The organism is Acinetobacter sp. RW6 (genome assembly GCF_041956835.1).
Taxonomy (GTDB): domain Bacteria; phylum Pseudomonadota; class Gammaproteobacteria; order Pseudomonadales; family Moraxellaceae; genus Acinetobacter; species Acinetobacter calcoaceticus.
Genome location: NZ_CP167121.1, coordinates 1,891,847 through 1,911,207 on the forward strand (window position 1 = coordinate 1,891,847; position 19,361 = coordinate 1,911,207).

Below are 19,361 nucleotides of genomic sequence, written 5' to 3' on the forward strand. Positions count from 1 at the left end.
TAGGCTACACATTTAAAATTTTCATGTTTAAATAAACCTATCTGAAGCTCTCAGATAAAACACACATCATAAATGATATGAGGTAATTAAAGATGAGCACTACTAATAATCAAAGCAATCAACGCGATAATCAACAGCAACAACAGCAGCAAAACGATTCGCGCAATAACCAACAGCAGCCAAATGGCAACCAACAGCAAAAAGATCAACAGCAACAAAACAATCAGCAACAACAGCAAAATGACAACCGCCGCCCACAACAAGGCTCTAATCAAAAAGATCCAAGTCAACAAAACCCAAATAACAATAATCAGCAACGTTAATTCATTGCCGATTTAATTGTCATTTGATGCGGTCATTCATTTTATTTAGGAAGGTGCCTTCACCTTCCTAAATTCAACATAAGCATAAAATTTAATAATAGATGAGGAAAAACTGATGACAGATCAAAATAGCGATCACGCACGACTGCCAGCCGGCGACCATAACTATTCTGATACCTATTGGCGCGAAAGTTATGTTACTCGTCCTTATTATCAAGAAGCTCAACTTACTACTCCAGATCTAGATTATGATCGAGATTTCTCGACAGCCTATGAATTAGGTCATCGTGCCCGTACCGAATCTGAAGAAGGTGCTCAATTTGAAGATGTCGAAGGTAGCCTTCAACAAAAATGGGAAGAGCTGAAAGCTGAATCCCGCTTAAAATGGGAACATGCTAAACAGGCAATTAAAGACGCATGGAACGATAGATAGTATTTGTAATGTAGTATCTTCTATTTATTAATTTAAAAATATGAGCTTATTTCCTATTGGCCCTCGGAAATAAGCTCTTTTTATAGCATCTTATTTAACTATCTTTTTTCTTAAAATATTCAATAATTTCTTCCCCGTTATTTACTGGATTTTGCATTGATGAGTAATTATCTTCGTAATCATATGAAGATACAGTAACCTTAGCTCGGATTGGCGGTAATTTTTCTTGTCCGCCCGTTGTAATCCGCTCAATAAAACTCGCAAGCCATAATACAAATTCTTGAGTATTCTTACTCTGCGGAATAATACTTAAATCCAATTTAATTTTAGATTCCTGTAGAGGTTTAATCAGTAATTCAGCAAAATCAATATAATTGTATAAAAGCTTAAGCTTTGTCCCCTTAAGCTCATGTCTGAGTTCAATCATCAAATTGTTAAGATCTTCCATATGGTCATCTGTAAAACCTTTTTTTTCTTTAACATTTTGATATATTTTCTCAGCTATTCTTAAGTACTGGGGCATATCCTTACCTTTATAAAACTGCCATGACTACAATGAATTTAGGATGAATATAAGTAATTTATTGTGTTTATTTTATTAATTTTTTGAAACTATAACTCATTATAGAAACACTTCAGTAACAACAAATTCGCAGAAAGATAATAACCTACTAATTTACTGATTAATTTTGTATTTTCATATAATTATCATTTTTATTATGTTACATATTTTATAGAAAATAACGATAAGAAAACTCACCTAAAAGTGAGCTTTCTTAGAAAAAATAGTTATGAATTTTTATCAATTTGGTGAGCGGTGGTTGGGTCATTAGCACCATGATTTTCATCATCTCTTGAATTTCTATCTTGGCAAGCGCTCATACCCATTGCAATTGCAACGACCATACTCACTGCACAAAAAACTCTTAACATTGAAGTCACCCTTATTAATTTTAAGATGTCGGCTTATGAATAACATTATCTTCTGTTGGCCTACCACTGTGGTTCTCTTAACTTTTGTAGATTATGCAAGCTTTTGTAAAAATCTAAATTAAATAAATGATTAAAAAATACCATTCTTGCAATTGATATTTTAATTAAATTTTGGCATTAGCTAATTTTTTAAGATTGCCATATTCATAAAACTAGAATTGCTCATCCTTTCTGAGTTTGTGTCTTATTAAGCCAATGATTGCAAACAATATATAAATAAACAATTAATAAATCTTTGATATATAAACATTAAAACTCAATTGTAGAAATTAGGTTTAATAATTATTCAATTGTTTAAATTCTAAATAACTTGTTATTTTATTAATGAAAATTTAAAAATATTAATATTTGTTTATATAAACCAATCTTTTATTTTTGCAATTGACCCGCTTTAAGGCTCAGCTTATGATGCTCCGGCTGACCTATTTTGTCAGTCGGTTTTAGCAGATCGTCTACCTAAGTGCACTAAAAACATGTTTTTGGTGTGGAGCCCCTCGTGCCTTTGACGGAGGAACGGGAGTGGGACACCTTCGGGTGTGCTGGTTTCTTAGGTATCAGTCTGCTAACCCTCTTTCGTTTCACCACCATAATTAATAGCAGTGATTGGGCACAACTTCTTTTATCAAGGAGTCTCTAATGACTATTATTTTATATCATTTTATTTTTATTCCTCTTCATTATCTTATTGTTCAGCTTAAAACACGTTTAAAGAATTCCTCCCATCTGTTTACCTATCCCTACTTTTATCTTTTTAGGGAAAAGATCTCAATATTTAACGCCAGTTAAAGATGAGCACATCTATAAGCATAACTTAACGATAACAACAACCAACGAAGAGCAATAATGATGTTTTTTTCATATCGTATTGTTTTAGTGTGCACTCTATTAATAATTTCTATAAGTTTATTAGGGTGCAGACCTATCAGTAAAAACGAATTCAATACACATTGTGTGTGGTCAGGTCATGCGCTCTCACAATGCAATTGTATTTATAACGCTTTAGAAGAACATTATTCGCCACAATTTGTAGAAGATCTAGAAAAAGTAAGCTTACAAAACATTGATGCGAATTTGAACTTTGTGGAAACAATGAATGAAACAATTCACCAGTGTCAGTTAAGTGCTAGAAAAGACCCAATTAACTGATATTTGCATGTTCCACCAAGAAATCTAGAAAGACTCTTACACGTTTAGGAACGTATTTATCATGCCCGATCCAGACAGCATGAAATTCTTCAGAAGCATTAACATTCCAGTCTTCAAGAATTTTAATTAACTGCTTTTGTTCTAGCGCTTTTCGAACTTGAAATTCATTGAGTTGTGCAATGCCCGCATCGGCAAGTGCTAACTGCAAAATCGCTTCCCCATGATTTACTCTTAAAACCTGAGTAGGTACGAGTGTGATTTCTTGATTCTCTTTTTTAAATAACCATGTCTTATTCTGGCGCTGATAACTTACGTCTAAAAGCTGATGTTCAGATAGTTCATCTGGATGCTGTGGACAGCCATATTGTTCAATGTATGCGGATGAACATACATAATGTTTATGAGTGCTCCCCAATGAGCGAGCCACCAAATTTGAGCTTTTTAATGGTCCTGTGCGAATTGCGACATCAATTCTTTGCTCAACTAAATTAATGACTTCATCACTCAAATGAGCTTCTAATTCAATTTGTGGATAGCGCTGATTAAATAAAGAAATACACGGCAACAAAAAATGGGTCCAATATGAAAAACTGGTATGTATTCTTATTCGTCCTTTAGGTGAGTGATTTGCAGTAACAGATTGTTCAAGCTCCTCTAGCTCACTGAGTATTTGAAGACCTTGCTCATAGAACTGACAGCCTTCACTTGTGAGCTGAAACTGGCGTGTTGAACGATTTAGTAACCGAACTCCAAGTCGTTTTTCGAGCCGAGCAATTAATTTACTGACAGCAGACGGCGTCATATCGCATGCTCTCGCTACTGCTGAAAAGCTTCCTAATTCGACCACCCGAATAAAAATTGCCAGCTCGCCAGATCGATTAATATCAAAATATGACATAACGAAATCTATTTATGAATCTGATTCACAAATCTTATTCCGCTTAGACCGCTATAACAAGCCACTCATTTGTTTCAAGATGACTCTAATTCGTTTTAAGGATTCATGAGATGAAACTTTATAAATCTACCCTTTTCTCTTTAGTTTTATTGTCGACCGTAGCGCAAGCAGAAGCACAAAAGAGCCAATGGATCACCAGTTGGTCAGCCAGCCCACAAAAGGTCTGGAATAAAGATTTTATTTTCCCAACCCATATTCCCGAGCAAATATCCAATCAAACGATCAGACAAGTGAGTCAAATTAGTTTGGGTGGTGAAGCAGTTAGACTCGTTTTCACAAATCAATATGGTGAACAGCCGCTTTACATTGATAAAACCACCGTAGGTTTAGTTAATTCAAAAAGTTTAAAATCTCAGAGTGCTTATCCAGTTTACTTCTCGGGTAAGCTCAAAGCACAAATTTTACCGGGTAAACAATTGATTAGTGACCCAATTCATCTCTCTGTTCCTAATCATGCACAGTTAATGGTAAATAGTTTTATTCAAAAGCCAACGACATTTAAAACTTTTCATTGGGATGCTAAACAAACCAGTTGGCTTATTACAGGTAACCAAACCGCAAATTTAAATACTCCTACCGATGCTAAAACAACCACTGCAAGATTATTACTCTCTGCGATAGAAGTAAAACCAAAGCATAAAGCCCATGTTGTTGCGGTCATTGGAGACTCAATTACCGATGGAGCAACTGCAACTTTAGATGCAAATACCAGATGGACCGACTTTTTAGCTAAGCGTTTATCGCCACATCAAGTAGCGGTGATTAATAGCGGAATTTCAGGAAATCGACTACTCACAGATGGTATGGGCGACAGTGCTTTAGAGCGCTTAAAAAAAGAGGTGTTTCAATATTCAGGTGTTAAAACATTAATTGTTCTAGTGGGCATTAATGATATTTCATGGCCAGGAACTGCTTTTGCTCCTAAACAAGAAATACCGTCTTTTGAAGCATTAACTCAAGGGTATCAACGTGTCGTAGATGAAGCACATAAACAAGGCATTCAAGTAATTGGGGCAACCTTACCTCCATTTTCGGGTGCGTTACCCAATACCCCTTTAGATAACTACTACCAACCGAACAAAGACCAATTACGGAAAAAAATTAATGATTGGATAAGAACAAGTCAAACATTTGATGGAGTTCTTGATCTTGATCAAGGTTTAAAAGATTCAAAACATCCCGATCGATTAAACCCGATTTATGACTCAGGTGATCATTTACATCCAAATGATAAAGGTAATCAACAAATGGCGAATCTAGTTCATTTAAACCAGTTAATTAACAAATAAAATTTCCAGATACAGGTAGGAATTTCCCCCCTACCCGTATCAATATCGATTAACTACCTTCTAATTCAGCGGTAAGTTTCGGTGCAATCGGCTGTTTTTCAACAGCTTGTCGTCGAAGCATCATGACTGCTAAAAAAGCAAGAATTGCAGGAATCGCGATCATCACGAAATTCATTTTATGTGGTAACTGGAGGCCTAATAACATGCCAGTTAAAATTGGCCCGACAATTGCCCCAATTCGGCCAACACCGGAAGCACAGCCAATTCCAGTAGAACGCACACTTAATGGATAATATTGAGCAACGTAGCTATAAAGGAGAATTGAGGTACCAATGGTTGCTGCTCCTGCAACAGTCACCAAACCATATAAAACATAGGCTGGTGAGTTAAAACCTAAACCAATTAATGCCATAACACCCGCCAGCAGCATTGCCATAATTACAGGTTTTAAATGGAATTTATCAGAAAGAATGCCGCCACCAATTGAGCCGATCATTGCGCCGACATTTAGGGCAAACAAGAATAAAATACTCTTTCCGAGTGAATACCCTGCGGCAAGCATGAGTTTTGGTAACCAGCTGCTTAAGGCATACACCATAAGTAAGCACATAAAGAACACTAACCAGAACATGAGTGTATTAAAAGCGCGGCCTTGTTGAAATAATCCCTTTACAGAGCTGCCTGTTGGAACATTATCGTCATTAAGCACTAACTGCGTATTGATCGTTAGGTTTTGTTCAGGTGAAATTTTTTGAATAATCCGCTGTGCTTGCTCAGCTTTACCAGTCTTAACTAAAAAGGTTAAAGACTCAGGTAAAAACTTCCATATAACAGGCAACAAAAATAAAGGAATGCCTGCAATCAGGAACATAATTTGCCACCCCTGACTTTCAACCAAATAACTACCAATTAATGCTGAAAGAATCCCCCCAATCGCATATCCACTAAACATGGTACCTACTAAGGTGCTGCGTATACGTTTAGGTGCATATTCTGATGTGAGTGCAACTAAATTTGGCATGACCCCACCAATGCCTAGTCCTGCCAAGAATCGAAGCACCCCAAACTCAAGTGGACTTGATGCAAAAGCACCTAAAAAAGTAAAACCACTAAAAAGAGCGACACAAATTAAAATCACATTTTTACGGCCTATTTTGTCTGCCAACGTTCCAAAGAACATTGCCCCAAACATCATTCCGCATAGTGCTGTACTTGCTAACATTCCCGCCTGTACAGCCGTCAATGACCACTCTTGCATCAGCAAAGGTAGCACTACACCATAAATAACCAGATCATACCCATCAAAAATAATAATTAATAAACACCAAAGTAAAATACTCCAGTGATAAGGTCTAAATTTGGCCTGATCAATAATTTCATTTACATTTAATTTAGATGTTGTCATTTACCCACCTCCTCTGTGAGATAAATTCATATTCAATTTTTTAAAACGACATATTGCACCCTAAAGAAAAAACAGATTATTCAAGGTCTTATTGAATTAATTAAAAATCGTAACTCGCCATCATGTTGAAGCGGTTATCCGTCCCGTTACGCCCATCAAAAGTTTCTCGTTCGCCATAAACATATTCGACGCCCAAAGTAATTGGTTTATAAGGGTTATAAAGTGCATTTACCCAGCCCTGCCAAAGTTCTTTGTTTTGGGTTGTGCTATTACGTTGTAATTCGGCAAAACGGTTATCATCTTTGGCTTTCATATAGCCATAAGCTAAGGTTGAACGAATTTGTGGCGTAAACTGATGGGTTATACCTAATGAAACTATGTCAAATTCATTGCTATGCATATTGTTTTGATCATCTATTGCATAGCCGCTGTTACTCCATAGTAGGAAACGTCCATCTCCCTTGACATGGTAATAATCGGCTTTGAGTAATGTATCTGGCGTAATCTGATATTTCCCCCCTAGGCCTACACCCCAAGCCACTTCTTCATCATTATTGGTTCTCTTTTCAGCCACAAAACTACGACCTGATAGCATCGAGCCATTTGTAAATTTATGATTTAAGCGCCCTACCAAGGCTGGTAAACGCATTTTGTTATCAGGGTCTGATGTAGCCGTATATTTCGGGTCTTCAACCGATATTGCAAAACTCGTATTTGCACTTAAGTTGTCGCTATAGCGAACTAGCGGAGATCTTAATAAGGCGCTCCCAACAAATGTGCCTGCATCAATTGTTTCTGGATAATATTCAGGTGCAATAAATGTCGACCACGTTTGACCAATCAGCCATTTATCAAAAGTTAAATAAGCATGGCGTATACGGAACTGATCACGAGTGGCTGCTCCAAAGAAGTCCATTTCCAGTTTCCCGCCCACATCACCCACGGCTGTTGGGGTTTTAAAATTCAACCCAAAACGCGTTACATTGACGGTACTGTGCAACTGGTCTTTTTGTGCAGCCTCTTCAGGAGTATTTTCAAGTGGAACCCCACTAATGTTGTTATACATCGTAGATGCGCCCTTCATTTGATAAGAAGCATCTGCCCGTATATATCCATAGAGGTTAAATTCTGCACCGGACTTAGTTAACCCTTGCTGTATTGGCTGCGCAGCTTGAGGAGTTGCAGAAGTTGCTAGTTCAACTCGTCCTTGCGATAAAGATTTTTGCGCCTGTATGTTGGCTTGTAGCATAGCTCGTAGTTCTTTCACTTCTTGTCGAAGTTGTTCTATTTCAGGATCTGTTTGAGCTGCAAAGGCAGAAGACACAAACAGGGTCACAGAAACCGCCAATAGGCTTTTTTGAACCGTTGTATTTAAAGCATTTATCATAAAACTTTCCTTTTTTGATCTTTAAATAGACTTAAAGATCTCGACATCCTTTTTGTTATGTACCTATTTAGATAGGTCCTTGAAAATTTGACTTTCTTTCTCAAGAAAGACCTTCCATCATATTTTTTAGACAAAACCTCCCTAAAGCGGCATTAGGGCCACTTTTTAATTTGTTTTAAGTAAAGCTAAATCTTTTAATTTTTTTCAGTTTTCATATTCTCTTCCTCATTGAGAATATTTAGGTGTTAAAACAACATTCCTATGTCTCTACTGGCATTATTTTTTTGCAATAAAACCCTGATAAGTCAGAACCTGTGCATAGGACTGCACGCTTTCAAAGCCAGTCTTTTGCAAAAGTTTTATATAACCTTCTGTGGTTAGGCTAAAAAAGTCTTGAGCCATACGCTCTAACATTTTCTGGCATTGCTCCTCAGTTAAGCCTTGTGCCAAGCATAAATAACGTAAAGCTTGAAGCTGCTGAGGGTTTATACACGTCATTAAATCGTAGGTGAGCAAGACAGCATTTTCTTTTAAGCGATCATAAATATCTTTAAAGAACGCAGGTTTTATATCATCAGCAATAAAATGCGCCACAAGAATAGACAGCGCAGCATCAAAGCAATTTTCAAGAGGTAAAGCTGAAGTTTCCCCATGTACAAAAGTCACTTGTGAAGATTTACCTAAAAGTTCAACCTGTTCTTGGGCTTTTTGAAGCATCGTTAAAGATGGATCAACGGCTGTAAATTTCCAGTTCGGATGTCTTTTAAGTAAATATTCGAGTTCATAACCCGTGCCACATCCAACAATTAATATGTGAGAGTTTGGTTTCAACACTGATTGCAAAATGGCATCTACCTGTTGATGGATCACTTCATAACCCGGAATTAATTTACGGATATGTTCATCATAACCATCGACTACTTTTGGGCTATTAAAGTCTTTTGCCATTTTGTTTTATCCTCTATTTAAACTGCCTTTCAATTTATAGTTTGCTGCACTTTGACTGGGCTTTTGGCTTCTTTAGTCAAAGACATTTCCTGTCAAATTAAGCTCGGCACGCATAATTTCTTGTAACTTAAACTTTTGGGCTTTGCCTGAAGCAGTCATTGGAAATTCATTAAAGAATCGAACATAGCGCGGCACTTTATTATGGGAAATATGCTCTTTACAGAACTGACGAATACTATTTTCATCAATTTGGTGGTGTTCATGCAAAATAATACAAGCACAGAGTTCTTCGCCATATCTCGCATCTGGCAGGCCTATCACCTGTACATCGCTCACATCGGGATGGGTATATAAAAAGTCTTCAATTTCTTTTGGAAAGAGATTTTCCCCACCACGAATCACGACATCTTTAATACGGCCTTTAATTTTAATAAAACCGTCTTGATCCATTTCTGCAATATCACCCGTATGCATCCAGCCAGCTGCATCAATCACTTCACGAGTCTTTTCTTCTTCGCCCCAATAACCAGCCATGACTGAATAACCACGAACACATAGCTCGCCTAAAGTCCCTTGCGGAACAATCTGACCTTCTAAATCGACAATTTTAATTTCAACATGCGGATGAACATGGCCAACTGTACTTACTCGTTTATCAATTGAATCGTTTACCGAACTTTGTACACTGACTGGCGAGGTTTCAGTCATACCATAACAAATCGTGATTTCAGACATATGCATTCGGTCTATGACACGCTGCATAATTTCACGTGGACAAGGACTGCCTGCCATGATTCCCGTTCTTAAACTCGACAGATCAAACTCATTAAACTGCTCATGTTCTAAGGTTGCAATAAACATGGTTGGTACGCCATATGCTGCCGTACAACGCTCTTGATGAATGGCTTTTAACGTTTCTAAAGGATTAAATACCGCCGATGGATAGACCATGGTTGCCCCATGCGTAACACACGCTAAATTCCCCATCACCATGCCAAAACAATGAAATAACGGCACAGAAATACAGACTTTATCTTGAGGCGTTAAACGAATACCTTCGCCAACAAAATAGCCATTATTTAAAATATTATGGTGGGTCAACATGGTCCCTTTAGGGTTACCCGTTGTACCTGAGGTAAATTGGATATTAATGGTTTCATCAAACTGATGTTGCTTGGTTAACTGTTTTAATTGTTCAAGCTGCTCGGAAGTAGGTTGCGTAACTAAATCACTAAAACGGTGAATGCCGGTGTGTTGCTGGTCATCAATTTTAATCACGAATTTTAAATGTGGCAGTCGTTCTGAACTGAGCACTTTATCAGGACTGTTGGTTAACTCAGGGGCAATTTTTGTGAGTAATTCTTGGTAATCGGTGGTTTTGAATTGAGAAGCAATAATCAAACCTTTGCATGAGACTTTATTCAACACATATTCAAGTTCATGGCTTTTATAAGCTGTATTCAGGTTGACTAAAATAATGCCTGCTTTAAAAGCTGCAAATTGGGTAACTGTCCATTCCACACAGTTAGGCGACCAGATGGCTAACCGATCTCCTTTTTTTAACCCCAATTTCAACAAGCTACAAGCAAAAGCATTTACTTCATCCTGTAAAGCTTTATAGGTTAACCGTCTGTTTTGATGAAAACTGACAATTGCTTCCTTTTCTGCATATTGCTGACAGGCCTGATCAAATTGTTCACCAATGGTCATACCCAATAAGGGTTGCGTGCTTGGTCCCGAGGCGTAGCTTAACCGTTCTTGTTGCATTGAATCATTCTCCTTGATTCTTTGTAATTCTCTTCGTACCTGATCTAATTGTTGTTACTGCAACTACTTTTCCAAACCGCCTACTTTGTAATGTTTATCCTTTATATGCCCTATTTCTTCTGCACAGCGTCCACACAAAAGTCAGCAATCTGTTTTGAAAAATAGTCTTTGTGCGCATGATCAAACTTTGTATTTTGAGCTGGATCTAGGGGTTCAACCACCACATAGGTCATGGCACCGACAACACAAAGTGCTGCTGTATTTAAATCATCTAGGACAAACTCACCACTTGCATTTCCATCCGCAAGTATTTTTTTAATACTTTGTTTAATCAATTGCTTCACACGAAAACGCTCATGTTCAACCGTTGAATCGACGGGTTCAAACATGAGTGAATATGCAAGCTGAGGACTATTCAGTGCCCGTTTTACAAAGGTTGCTACAGCCTTATGCAATTTCTGCTTTGCCGATAACTCACTTTCGGTAATCGAATCAATCACCAATAGTTCTGTATTAATAGCCTCGGACAAAACCTCAATAAGCACTTGGCTCTTATTATCAAAGTAGCGATAAACCAGTCCACTAGATACACCCGCTTGCTCTGCAATTGTTTGTATTTGCGCGTCTTTAAATCCTCCCTCTGAAATTATTTTTCTGGCTGAATTCAAAATCGATTTACGATTTTGCTCCATCCGCTCTTGCATTAAAGATGATCGTTTATAGCTCATAATTTATTCTCTAACAAATAAAATGAATTGTAAATCATTTTATGAATCTGTATTCACTTTTTCAAAAAATCATTGTATGTTACTTATCAAATACCCACAAAATATTTTATGGACAACAAATATAACCAATAGGATGAAAATATCATGAACCTACGCAGCTTGAATTTCGGTCTAGATGAAACTTTAATTGCGCTTCAAGATTCGGTAGCCGCTTTTTGTGCAAAAGAAATTGCACCAATTGCTCAACAAGTTGATCAAGACAACAAATTCCCTGCACATCTCTGGAAAAAATTCGGAGATATGGGCCTTTTAGGTATGACCGTCTCTGAAGAATATGGCGGTGCCAATATGGGTTATTTAGCTCATATTATTGCCATGCAAGAAATTTCTCGTGCTTCGGCAGCCATTGGCCTCTCTTATGGTGCTCATTCTAATTTATGTGTAAACCAAATTAATCGAAACGGTAACGAGCAGCAAAAGCAGAAATATTTACCCAAACTGATTTCTGGTGAATACGTAGGCGCCCTCGCCATGTCTGAACCAAATGCTGGTTCTGATGTAGTCAGCATGAAATTACGTGCGGAGCAAAAAGGCGATCATTTTGTTTTAAATGGTTCAAAAATGTGGATCACCAACGGCGGTGATGCAGATGTACTTGTGGTTTATGCCAAAACTGACCCTAAAGCTGGTGCAAAAGGCATGACTGCTTTTTTAGTTGAAAAAGGCATGAAAGGCTTCAGTCACGGCAACCATTTAGACAAACTTGGTATGCGTGGCTCTAACACTTACCCTCTGTTCTTTGACAATGTAGAAGTACCTGCTGAAAACATACTCGGCGGTGTTGGTAACGGCACAAAAGTACTCATGAGTGGTTTGGACTATGAACGTGCAGTTTTAAGTGCCGGACCTTTAGGCATTATGGATGCCTGTTTAGATGTGGTAATTCCATACTTGCATCAACGTGAACAGTTTGGCCAAGCCTTAGGTGAGTTCCAGCTTATGCAAGGCAAACTTGCCGATATGTATTCAACTTGGTTGGCATGTAAAGCACTCGTCTATGCTGTTGGCGCTGCCTGTGACAAAGCCGACCATGACCGCAGCCTACGTAAAGATGCTGCAAGTGCCATTTTATATTCCGCTGAAAAAGCAACATGGATGGCTGGTGAAGCAATCCAGACTTTAGGTGGCAACGGTTATATCAATGAATTCCCTGCTGGACGTTTATGGCGCGATGCAAAACTTTATGAAATTGGTGCAGGAACTTCTGAAATTCGCCGCATGCTGATCGGCCGCGAACTCTTCAATGAAACCAAATAATAATTATAAATAAGGACGCATCTTATGAACCAATTACAAAGCAAGATTAATGTTCGAAGTGAAGACTTCAAAACAAACCAGCAAGCCATGCAAATATTGGTCACAGATCTCAAACAAGTGGCCCAACGTATTGCTTTAGGCGGTGGTGAAAATGCCCGTCAAAAACATTTGGCTCGAGGGAAACTTTTACCCCGCGAACGTATTGATCAACTGATTGATGTCGGAACCGCATTTTTAGAAATTGGTCAATTGGCAGCGTACAACGTTTATGAAGATGATGTTCCTGCTGCGGGTGTGATTGCAGGTATTGGTCAAGTGAACGGCATAACTTGCATGATCGTTGCCAACGATGCAACGGTTAAAGGCGGAACGTATTATCCCCTTACGGTTAAAAAACATTTACGTGCCCAAGAAATTGCCGAACAAAATCACTTGCCTTGTATTTATTTGGTGGACTCAGGCGGTGCTTATTTACCAATGCAAGACGAGGTTTTTCCTGACCGCGATCACTTCGGGCGTATTTTCTATAATCAAGCACGCATGTCGAGCTTAGGTATCGCCCAAATTGCTGTCGTAATGGGTAGCTGTACCGCAGGTGGTGCGTATGTACCTGCCATGTCTGATGAAACCATTATTGTACGTAATCAAGGCACCATTTTCTTAGGCGGTCCTCCTCTTGTAAAAGCTGCAACTGGCGAAGTGGTGAGCAGTGAAGACTTAGGTGGTGGTGATGTACACACACGCCTTTCAGGTGTGGCTGACCATTTAGCAGAAAATGATGAACATGCAATTGCGATTGCACGTAACATTGTTGCCAACTTAAATAAAAAGCCAAATGATTTAAATAAACAAGTTGATGAACCATTGTTTGATGCATCTGAACTCTACGGCGTGGTGCCAAGTGATGCACGTAAGCCTTTTGATATTCGTGAAGTGATTGCACGCATTGTAGATGGTTCTCGTTTTGATGAGTTTAAAGCACGTTTTGGCTCAACCCTCATTACTGGTTTTGCTTCGCTTTATGGTATGCCAGTCGGAATTATTGCCAATAACGGGATTTTATTTTCAGAGTCTGCACAAAAAGGTGCACACTTTATTGAACTATGTACCCAGCGCAATATTCCTTTGTTATTTCTTCAAAACATTACTGGCTTTATGGTGGGCCGTCAGTACGAAAATGAAGGGATTGCAAAAAATGGCGCTAAACTGGTCATGGCAGTTGCAACCGCAAATGTACCAAAACTCACCCTAATTATTGGCGGTTCATTTGGTGCGGGTAACTACGGCATGTGCGGACGTGCTTATTCACCACGCTTTTTATGGACATGGCCAAACTCTCGTATTTCAGTGATGGGTGGCGAACAAGCAGCCAGCGTACTTTCAACTTTAAAGCGTGATCAAATTGAGCAAAAAGGTGCCGAGTGGTCAGCTCAACAAGAAGATGAGTTTAAACAACCCATTCGTGAACAATACGAACGCCAAGGCCATCCATATTATGCTTCTGCCCGCCTTTGGGATGACGGTGTAATTGACCCAGCTCAAACACGTCAAGTACTTGGTTTAAGCCTTGCTGCTGCCATGAATGCCCCTATCCAGCCAACCAAATTTGGCGTGTTCCGCATGTAAGAGGTGTATATGAGCTATCAATTTTTACAACTCGAACAACAAGGTCAGGTTGCCTATGTTTGGTTGAACCGCCCTGAATTGCACAATGCTTTTAATACCACAGTGATTGAAGAACTACATGCTTGCTTTAAGCAAATTAATACACGTGATGATATTCGTGTGGTGGTTTTAGCGGGTCGTGGCAAAAGTTTTTCGGCAGGTGCTGACCTGAATTGGATGAAACAGGCAGGTCAGGCATCTTCAGCAGAAAATGAAGCGGATGCTCTAAAACTTGCGCAAATGTTAGATGCACTTGCAACGCTGAGACAACCAACCATTGCCCGTGTACATGGCATAGCCTTTGGTGGCGGTATGGGCTTGGCATCAGCATGTGACATTTGTATTGCCAGTACTGATGCCAAGTTTGCAACCTCTGAAGTACGTTTAGGTCTTGCGCCCTCTACCATTAGTCCCTATGTGATTCGTGCGATTGGTGCAAGACAAGCCTCTCGTTACTTCTTAACTGCTGAGCGTATTTCGGCACGTGACGCCAAACAAATTGGCTTGGCACATGAAGTCGCAGATGCCGAAGACTTAGACAGAAAAGTTCAAGAAATTATTGATGCCCTATTACTTGGTGGCCCCCACGCTCAAGCTGCATCAAAACAACTCATTCAAATGGTGAGCAACCAGACCATGAGCAATGACTTGCTACAACAGACGGCGCATCATATTGCTCAAGTTCGCCAAGGTAGTGAGGCAAAAGAAGGTCTGAGTGCCTTTTTAAATAAACAACAGCCTGCTTGGGTTTCTAACTCGAATAACAACAATTAAGGACGATCATCATGTTTGAAAAGATTTTAATTGCGAACCGTGGTGAAATTGCCTGCCGTGTGATTCGTACAGCAAAAAAACTGGGTATCGCGACAGTTGCTGTTTACTCTGATGCAGACGCAAATGCACAACATGTCAAACTTGCAGATGAAGCCATCTATATTGGCCAGTCCCCTGCAACGCAAAGTTATTTGCAAGCCGACCGCATTATTCAAGCTGCCATTGATACAGGTAGCCAAGCGATCCATCCGGGTTACGGTTTTCTTTCAGAAAATGACCAGTTTGCACTTGCTTGCCAACAACACAATATTTGCTTTATTGGCCCACCAGTCGACGCCATTTTAGCTATGGGTTTAAAAGCAACCTCTAAAGCTTTAATGGAAAAAGCAGGTGTTCCTTTAACACCGGGTTATCATGGAACCAACCAAGATGCCGACTTTTTAAAACAACAGGCAGACCAAATTAGCTATCCAGTTTTAATTAAAGCCAGTGCCGGCGGTGGCGGTAAAGGCATGAGTCTGGTTGAACGCAGTGAAGATTTTCTGCATGCATTAGCTTCTTGTAAGCGCGAAGCTAAATCAAGTTTTGGTAATGATGATGTCTTGATCGAACGCTATGTGATTCAACCGCGTCACATCGAAGTACAAGTGTTTGGCGACACACATGGTAACTATGTGCATTTGTTTGAACGCGACTGCTCTGTACAACGCCGCCACCAAAAAGTATTAGAAGAAGCTCCAGCTCCACAAATGCCAAGCGAGAAGCTTGATGCGATGCGTCAGGCTGCTATTGATGCTGCACGTGCAGTAGACTATGTGGGTGCTGGAACCGTTGAGTTTATTGTGGAACAAGACGGCACAGCGTATTTCATGGAAATGAATACCCGCTTACAAGTCGAACACCCAGTGACCGAAATGATTACTGGTGAAGACTTGGTTGAATGGCAACTTCGTGTAGCTTATGGCGAACCATTACCTAAACTACAAAACGAATTGCAAATTCACGGCCACGCGCTCGAAGCGCGAATCTATGCCGAAGAACCTGAAAAAGGCTTTTTACCTGCGATTGGTAAAATTGACTATTTGCACTACCCAACTCAAAACCAGTATGTGCGTGTAGACAGCGGTATTGTTGAAGGCGATGAAATCACGACGTATTACGACCCAATGATTGCCAAACTCATCGTATGGGGTAAAAACCGTGAAGCTGCACTCATTCAAATGCAACATGCCTTAAGCCAATTTCATGTCGATGGCTTAGGCAACAACATTGCCTTTCTTGAAAAGATTGTTCGTAGCGACTCGTTCAAACAAGCCAAACTTGATACCAACCTGATTCAACGCGAACAAAACTTCTTGTTTAGCCCTGAAGAGATTAAACCAGAACTTGTGGTGGCAGCGGCATTTATTGAGTTTCTAAGTAAACTTAATAACAACAGCTCAAGCCAAAAACAGCTTTGGCAGGCTCAACCGCTATGGCGCTTAAATATTGCCTATCAGCACAGCATTAAACTGAATTATTTAAACCAAAATATCCAAATCAAATTTGCCTCAAATGAAGATGGTTTCACCGCAGAATATAACGGACAAAGCTACCCTATTTCTGGTCAATTAATTGATGCGCATACTGCCTCTGTTCAAATTGGTGGGACTAAGCAAAAGCTATCTTTTAATCAAAGTCAGCAAGGCATTACGCTATTCCAAAATGGGCAAAGCTATAAATTTGCTTATATTCGTCAAGACTTTAATCAGGCAGATAGCCAAGCTGATGAAGGTCACTTAAAAGCCCCAATGCCGGGTGTGGTCACGCAAGTGCTGGTGAGCGCAAATCATAGCGTGAAAAAAGACGATATTTTAATGACGCTTGAAGCAATGAAAATGGAATACACCATCCGTGCTCCTAAAGACGGCGTGATAGTAGATTCCTATTTCCAAGTCGGTGATCAAGTTAAAGCTGGCGATGAGCTTGTGGAATTTCAGCCTGCTGAGGAGGAAGTTGCATGAGTGAGTTTGTCAAAATTGTGGAGGTCGGTCCCAGAGATGGCCTCCAAAACGAAAAGCAAGCTTTAACGGTCGAACAACGCTTAAATTTTATTAATGACCTAATTAGTGCAGGTCTAAAATCGATTGAAGTGGGTTCATGCGTTTCGGCAAAATGGGTGCCGCAAATGGCTCAAAGTGACGAGCTATTTAAGCTGTTACCCCAGACCACAGATGTGCAATTTAGCCTGCTCACACCCAACATTAAAGGTTTTGAAACTGCTCAAACGGTAGGATGCAAAGAGGTTGCGGTGTTTACCGCAGCTTCTGAAAGCTTTACCCGTAAAAATATTAACTGCTCTATTGATGAAAGCTTTGAAAAATTTAGCGATGTCATGAGCGCAGCGAAAGCACAGAACATACGTGTGCGCGGTTATGTCTCTTGTATTGTCGATTGCCCTTATGAAGGCGCGATTGCACCTGAGCAAGTGGTGAAAATCGTTAAACGGCTCTATGACATGGGCTGCTATGAGGTGTCTTTAGGTGAAACTATTGGTACCGCAACACCAGATCGAGTTCAAAAGGTTTGGCAAGCCTGCCTTGCTGAACTCGACAGTAAAGTTTTAGCTGGGCATTTCCACAACACCTATGGCATGGCGATTGCCAATATTTATCAGTCTTTACAGCAAGGTATTCGTGTTTTTGATTCTTCCCTTGCTGGACTTGGCGGTTGCCCTTATGCCAAAGGAGCTTCGGGTAATGTATCGACCGAAGACCTATTTTATTTGCTGTCACACATGGGATTTGAGACTGGTGTAGACTTAGAAAAGTTAATGCAAGCCAGCCAAAATATTAGCAATGTATTAAACCGAAAAAGCTTGTCGAATTATGCAAATGCCTATTGGCAGACAAAGTGTGCTTAGCAATAAATTAAAATAACTCAACTTCTGGTATAAGGCTTAATCTATTAGGCTAAGTACCAGATCATCGCGTCTAGTCTTTATCTCATTCTGATCAGGAATTGGGACTAAATCCCTCATGCAATTTATTAAAAATCTATCATTTATCTCTGTATTAAATGCCTCTCTCAACAGAAGCATTCTCTACCCTATTTTATTCTAATCCGTATTATTGTTCATCCTTTTCTATCTTAGTCCTTAAGAATTTATCTCATTATTTATAAAAATAAGATGCATCCATTTCAATTCTTGGCGAAATATATTCTTCCACCCAATCCAACCATGCACGCGTTTTGGCATCAATAAAATGGCGTGAAGGCAATAAGGTATAAACCCCAATATCGGGCGAACGCCACTCTGGCAAGATATGGCATAATCTTCCATTCTGAACCGCGTCTAAAGCCGAAAACATCGGTAATAACGCCACGCCCATATCTTGTTGCACCACATCTAATAATAACTCTGGGTTATCTGCAATGAGTTGCCCACCAATATCAATTTGGTAAGACTCACCATTTGCATTTAACAAGTGCCAATCTGCTGTAATCGATGGATTAACTAATCGTAAACAAGCATGATTTTTTAAGTCTTCTGGTGACTTAGGAACACCATGTTTCTCGAGATAAGCAGGTGAAGCACATAAAACAGAAAAAATAGTGCCAATTCTGCGTGCAACAAAGCGGGAATCTGTTAAAGACTCAGTGAGATAGAGACTCACGTCTACCCCTTTCGCCAACAGGTCTGGAACGTACTGCGATGTCGTATATTCCACCGTTAACTCGGGATAATTTTTGCAAAACTCGGCCATGACTGGAAAAACATAGTGATGCCCGAAGCTTCCCATGCTTAATACACGTAAACGTCCTTTCGGTTTAGATGCCGTTCCTGTTACTTCTGATTCTGCTTCATCCACTATTGAAATGACTTGGCGACAGCGCTCTGCATAAGTCGCACCAATATCGGTCAGAGCCTGCTGGCGCGTTGAGCGTTGTATTAATTTTGTACCTAAGCGTGTTTCTAGCTCGCTGATAAGACGTGAAACCTGTGCTGTGGTCAGATCCATCTGCTCAGCTGCTGCTGTGAAACTCCCGCTATCAATCACTTTCAGGAATGCATGCATTGCATGCAATAGTCCACCATCGAGATTTTTGCGCATAACGTAAATATGTTTTCCTAAATTACGGATTGTTGCACCAGTTTAGATCAACCACAATGACTAAATGTACATACATTGGCACTAATTCTTTTTAAGAAGAGGAACCGATCTTTTTTTATTTCGTATGTCACTTG

18 protein-coding genes are annotated in these 19,361 nt (G+C 39.6%); 9 read left to right on the plus strand and 9 right to left on the minus strand.

Annotation, left to right across the window (positions count from 1 at the left end; all coding sequences use genetic code 11):
- The first annotated feature begins 92 nt into the window (after window positions 1–92).
- A complete protein-coding gene (locus ACB088_RS08985; protein WP_375038698.1) occupies window positions 93–323 on the plus strand; it encodes a hypothetical protein in 231 nt (76 codons plus the stop codon).
- Window positions 324–438: 115 nt separating this feature from the next.
- Complete coding sequence (locus ACB088_RS08990) at window positions 439–756, plus strand: hypothetical protein (protein ID WP_005041460.1); 318 nt, start codon at window positions 439–441, stop codon at window positions 754–756.
- Between the two features lie 94 nt (window positions 757–850).
- Here the strand turns inward: ACB088_RS08990 and ACB088_RS08995 are convergent, their stop codons facing one another.
- Both ACB088_RS08995 and ACB088_RS09000 read right to left on the minus strand, forming a co-directional pair.
- On the minus strand, window positions 851–1,279 hold the full coding sequence (locus ACB088_RS08995; RefSeq protein ID WP_307010285.1) for a hypothetical protein: 429 nt from the start codon (window positions 1,277–1,279) through the stop codon (window positions 851–853).
- A gap of 266 nt (window positions 1,280–1,545) precedes the next feature.
- Window positions 1,546–1,689 (minus strand): hypothetical protein, encoded by a 144-nt coding sequence (locus ACB088_RS09000; protein WP_375038699.1) that lies wholly within the window; start codon window positions 1,687–1,689, stop codon window positions 1,546–1,548.
- A 903-nt stretch (window positions 1,690–2,592) separates the two neighbouring features.
- Here ACB088_RS09000 and ACB088_RS09005 point away from each other — a divergent pair.
- On the plus strand, window positions 2,593–2,895 hold the full coding sequence (locus ACB088_RS09005) for a hypothetical protein (RefSeq protein ID WP_227560465.1): 303 nt from the start codon (window positions 2,593–2,595) through the stop codon (window positions 2,893–2,895).
- Here the strand turns inward: ACB088_RS09005 and ACB088_RS09010 are convergent.
- Complete coding sequence (locus tag ACB088_RS09010) at window positions 2,888–3,793, minus strand: LysR family transcriptional regulator (RefSeq protein WP_375038700.1); 906 nt, start codon at window positions 3,791–3,793, stop codon at window positions 2,888–2,890. The genes ACB088_RS09005 and ACB088_RS09010 overlap by 8 nt on opposite strands.
- Window positions 3,794–3,903: 110 nt before the next feature.
- Between ACB088_RS09010 and ACB088_RS09015 the strand changes: the two genes are divergently transcribed.
- Window positions 3,904–5,142 (plus strand): SGNH/GDSL hydrolase family protein, encoded by a 1,239-nt coding sequence (locus tag ACB088_RS09015; RefSeq protein ID WP_375038701.1) that lies wholly within the window; start codon window positions 3,904–3,906, stop codon window positions 5,140–5,142.
- A 49-nt stretch (window positions 5,143–5,191) separates the two neighbouring features.
- On the opposite strand, the gene ACB088_RS09020 is transcribed toward ACB088_RS09015, so the two are convergent.
- The 5 genes from ACB088_RS09020 to ACB088_RS09040 all read right to left on the minus strand — a co-directional run bounded on the left by ACB088_RS09020 (window position 5,192) and on the right by ACB088_RS09040 (window position 11,377).
- Window positions 5,192–6,547, minus strand: coding sequence for an MFS transporter (locus ACB088_RS09020; protein ID WP_375038702.1), 1,356 nt, complete (start codon window positions 6,545–6,547; stop codon window positions 5,192–5,194).
- Window positions 6,548–6,647: 100 nt separating this feature from the next.
- Window positions 6,648–7,931, minus strand: coding sequence for a DcaP family trimeric outer membrane transporter (locus ACB088_RS09025; RefSeq protein WP_375038796.1), 1,284 nt, complete (start codon window positions 7,929–7,931; stop codon window positions 6,648–6,650).
- Between the two features lie 279 nt (window positions 7,932–8,210).
- A complete protein-coding gene (locus ACB088_RS09030) occupies window positions 8,211–8,882 on the minus strand; it encodes a class I SAM-dependent methyltransferase (RefSeq protein ID WP_307010298.1) in 672 nt (223 codons plus the stop codon).
- A gap of 72 nt (window positions 8,883–8,954) precedes the next feature.
- A complete protein-coding gene (locus ACB088_RS09035; RefSeq protein WP_375038703.1) occupies window positions 8,955–10,649 on the minus strand; it encodes an AMP-binding protein in 1,695 nt (564 codons plus the stop codon).
- 110 nt (window positions 10,650–10,759) lie between these two features.
- Window positions 10,760–11,377: a TetR/AcrR family transcriptional regulator gene (locus tag ACB088_RS09040; RefSeq protein ID WP_004793061.1), complete on the minus strand. Its 618-nt coding sequence runs from the start codon at window positions 11,375–11,377 to the stop codon at window positions 10,760–10,762.
- 144 nt (window positions 11,378–11,521) lie between these two features.
- On the opposite strand from ACB088_RS09040, the gene ACB088_RS09045 reads away from it, so the two are divergent.
- From ACB088_RS09045 to ACB088_RS09065, 5 genes are read left to right on the plus strand one after another with little or no spacing between them, the layout of a single operon-like run.
- On the plus strand, window positions 11,522–12,694 hold the full coding sequence (locus ACB088_RS09045) for an isovaleryl-CoA dehydrogenase (RefSeq protein ID WP_375038704.1): 1,173 nt from the start codon (window positions 11,522–11,524) through the stop codon (window positions 12,692–12,694).
- 24 nt (window positions 12,695–12,718) lie between these two features.
- Window positions 12,719–14,320, plus strand: a complete 1,602-nt coding sequence (locus tag ACB088_RS09050; RefSeq protein WP_375038705.1) for a carboxyl transferase domain-containing protein — start codon at window positions 12,719–12,721, stop codon at window positions 14,318–14,320.
- Window positions 14,321–14,329: 9 nt separating this feature from the next.
- On the plus strand, window positions 14,330–15,133 hold the full coding sequence (locus ACB088_RS09055; RefSeq protein WP_005041477.1) for an enoyl-CoA hydratase/isomerase family protein: 804 nt from the start codon (window positions 14,330–14,332) through the stop codon (window positions 15,131–15,133).
- An 11-nt stretch (window positions 15,134–15,144) separates the two neighbouring features.
- Entirely contained in the window at window positions 15,145–17,136 is a 1,992-nt protein-coding gene (locus tag ACB088_RS09060) for an acetyl/propionyl/methylcrotonyl-CoA carboxylase subunit alpha (RefSeq protein ID WP_375038706.1), read from the plus strand.
- A complete protein-coding gene (locus tag ACB088_RS09065) occupies window positions 17,133–18,035 on the plus strand; it encodes a hydroxymethylglutaryl-CoA lyase (protein WP_375038707.1) in 903 nt (300 codons plus the stop codon). The genes ACB088_RS09060 and ACB088_RS09065 overlap by 4 nt, the downstream gene beginning before the upstream one ends.
- 250 nt (window positions 18,036–18,285) lie before the next feature.
- Here ACB088_RS09065 and ACB088_RS09070 read toward each other — a convergent pair whose 3' ends face one another.
- The gene (locus ACB088_RS09070; protein ID WP_092705465.1) at window positions 18,286–19,227 is read right to left on the minus strand and encodes a LysR family transcriptional regulator; all 942 of its coding nucleotides are present in this window, start codon (window positions 19,225–19,227) and stop codon (window positions 18,286–18,288) included.
- Between the last annotated feature and the right edge of the window lie 134 nt (window positions 19,228–19,361).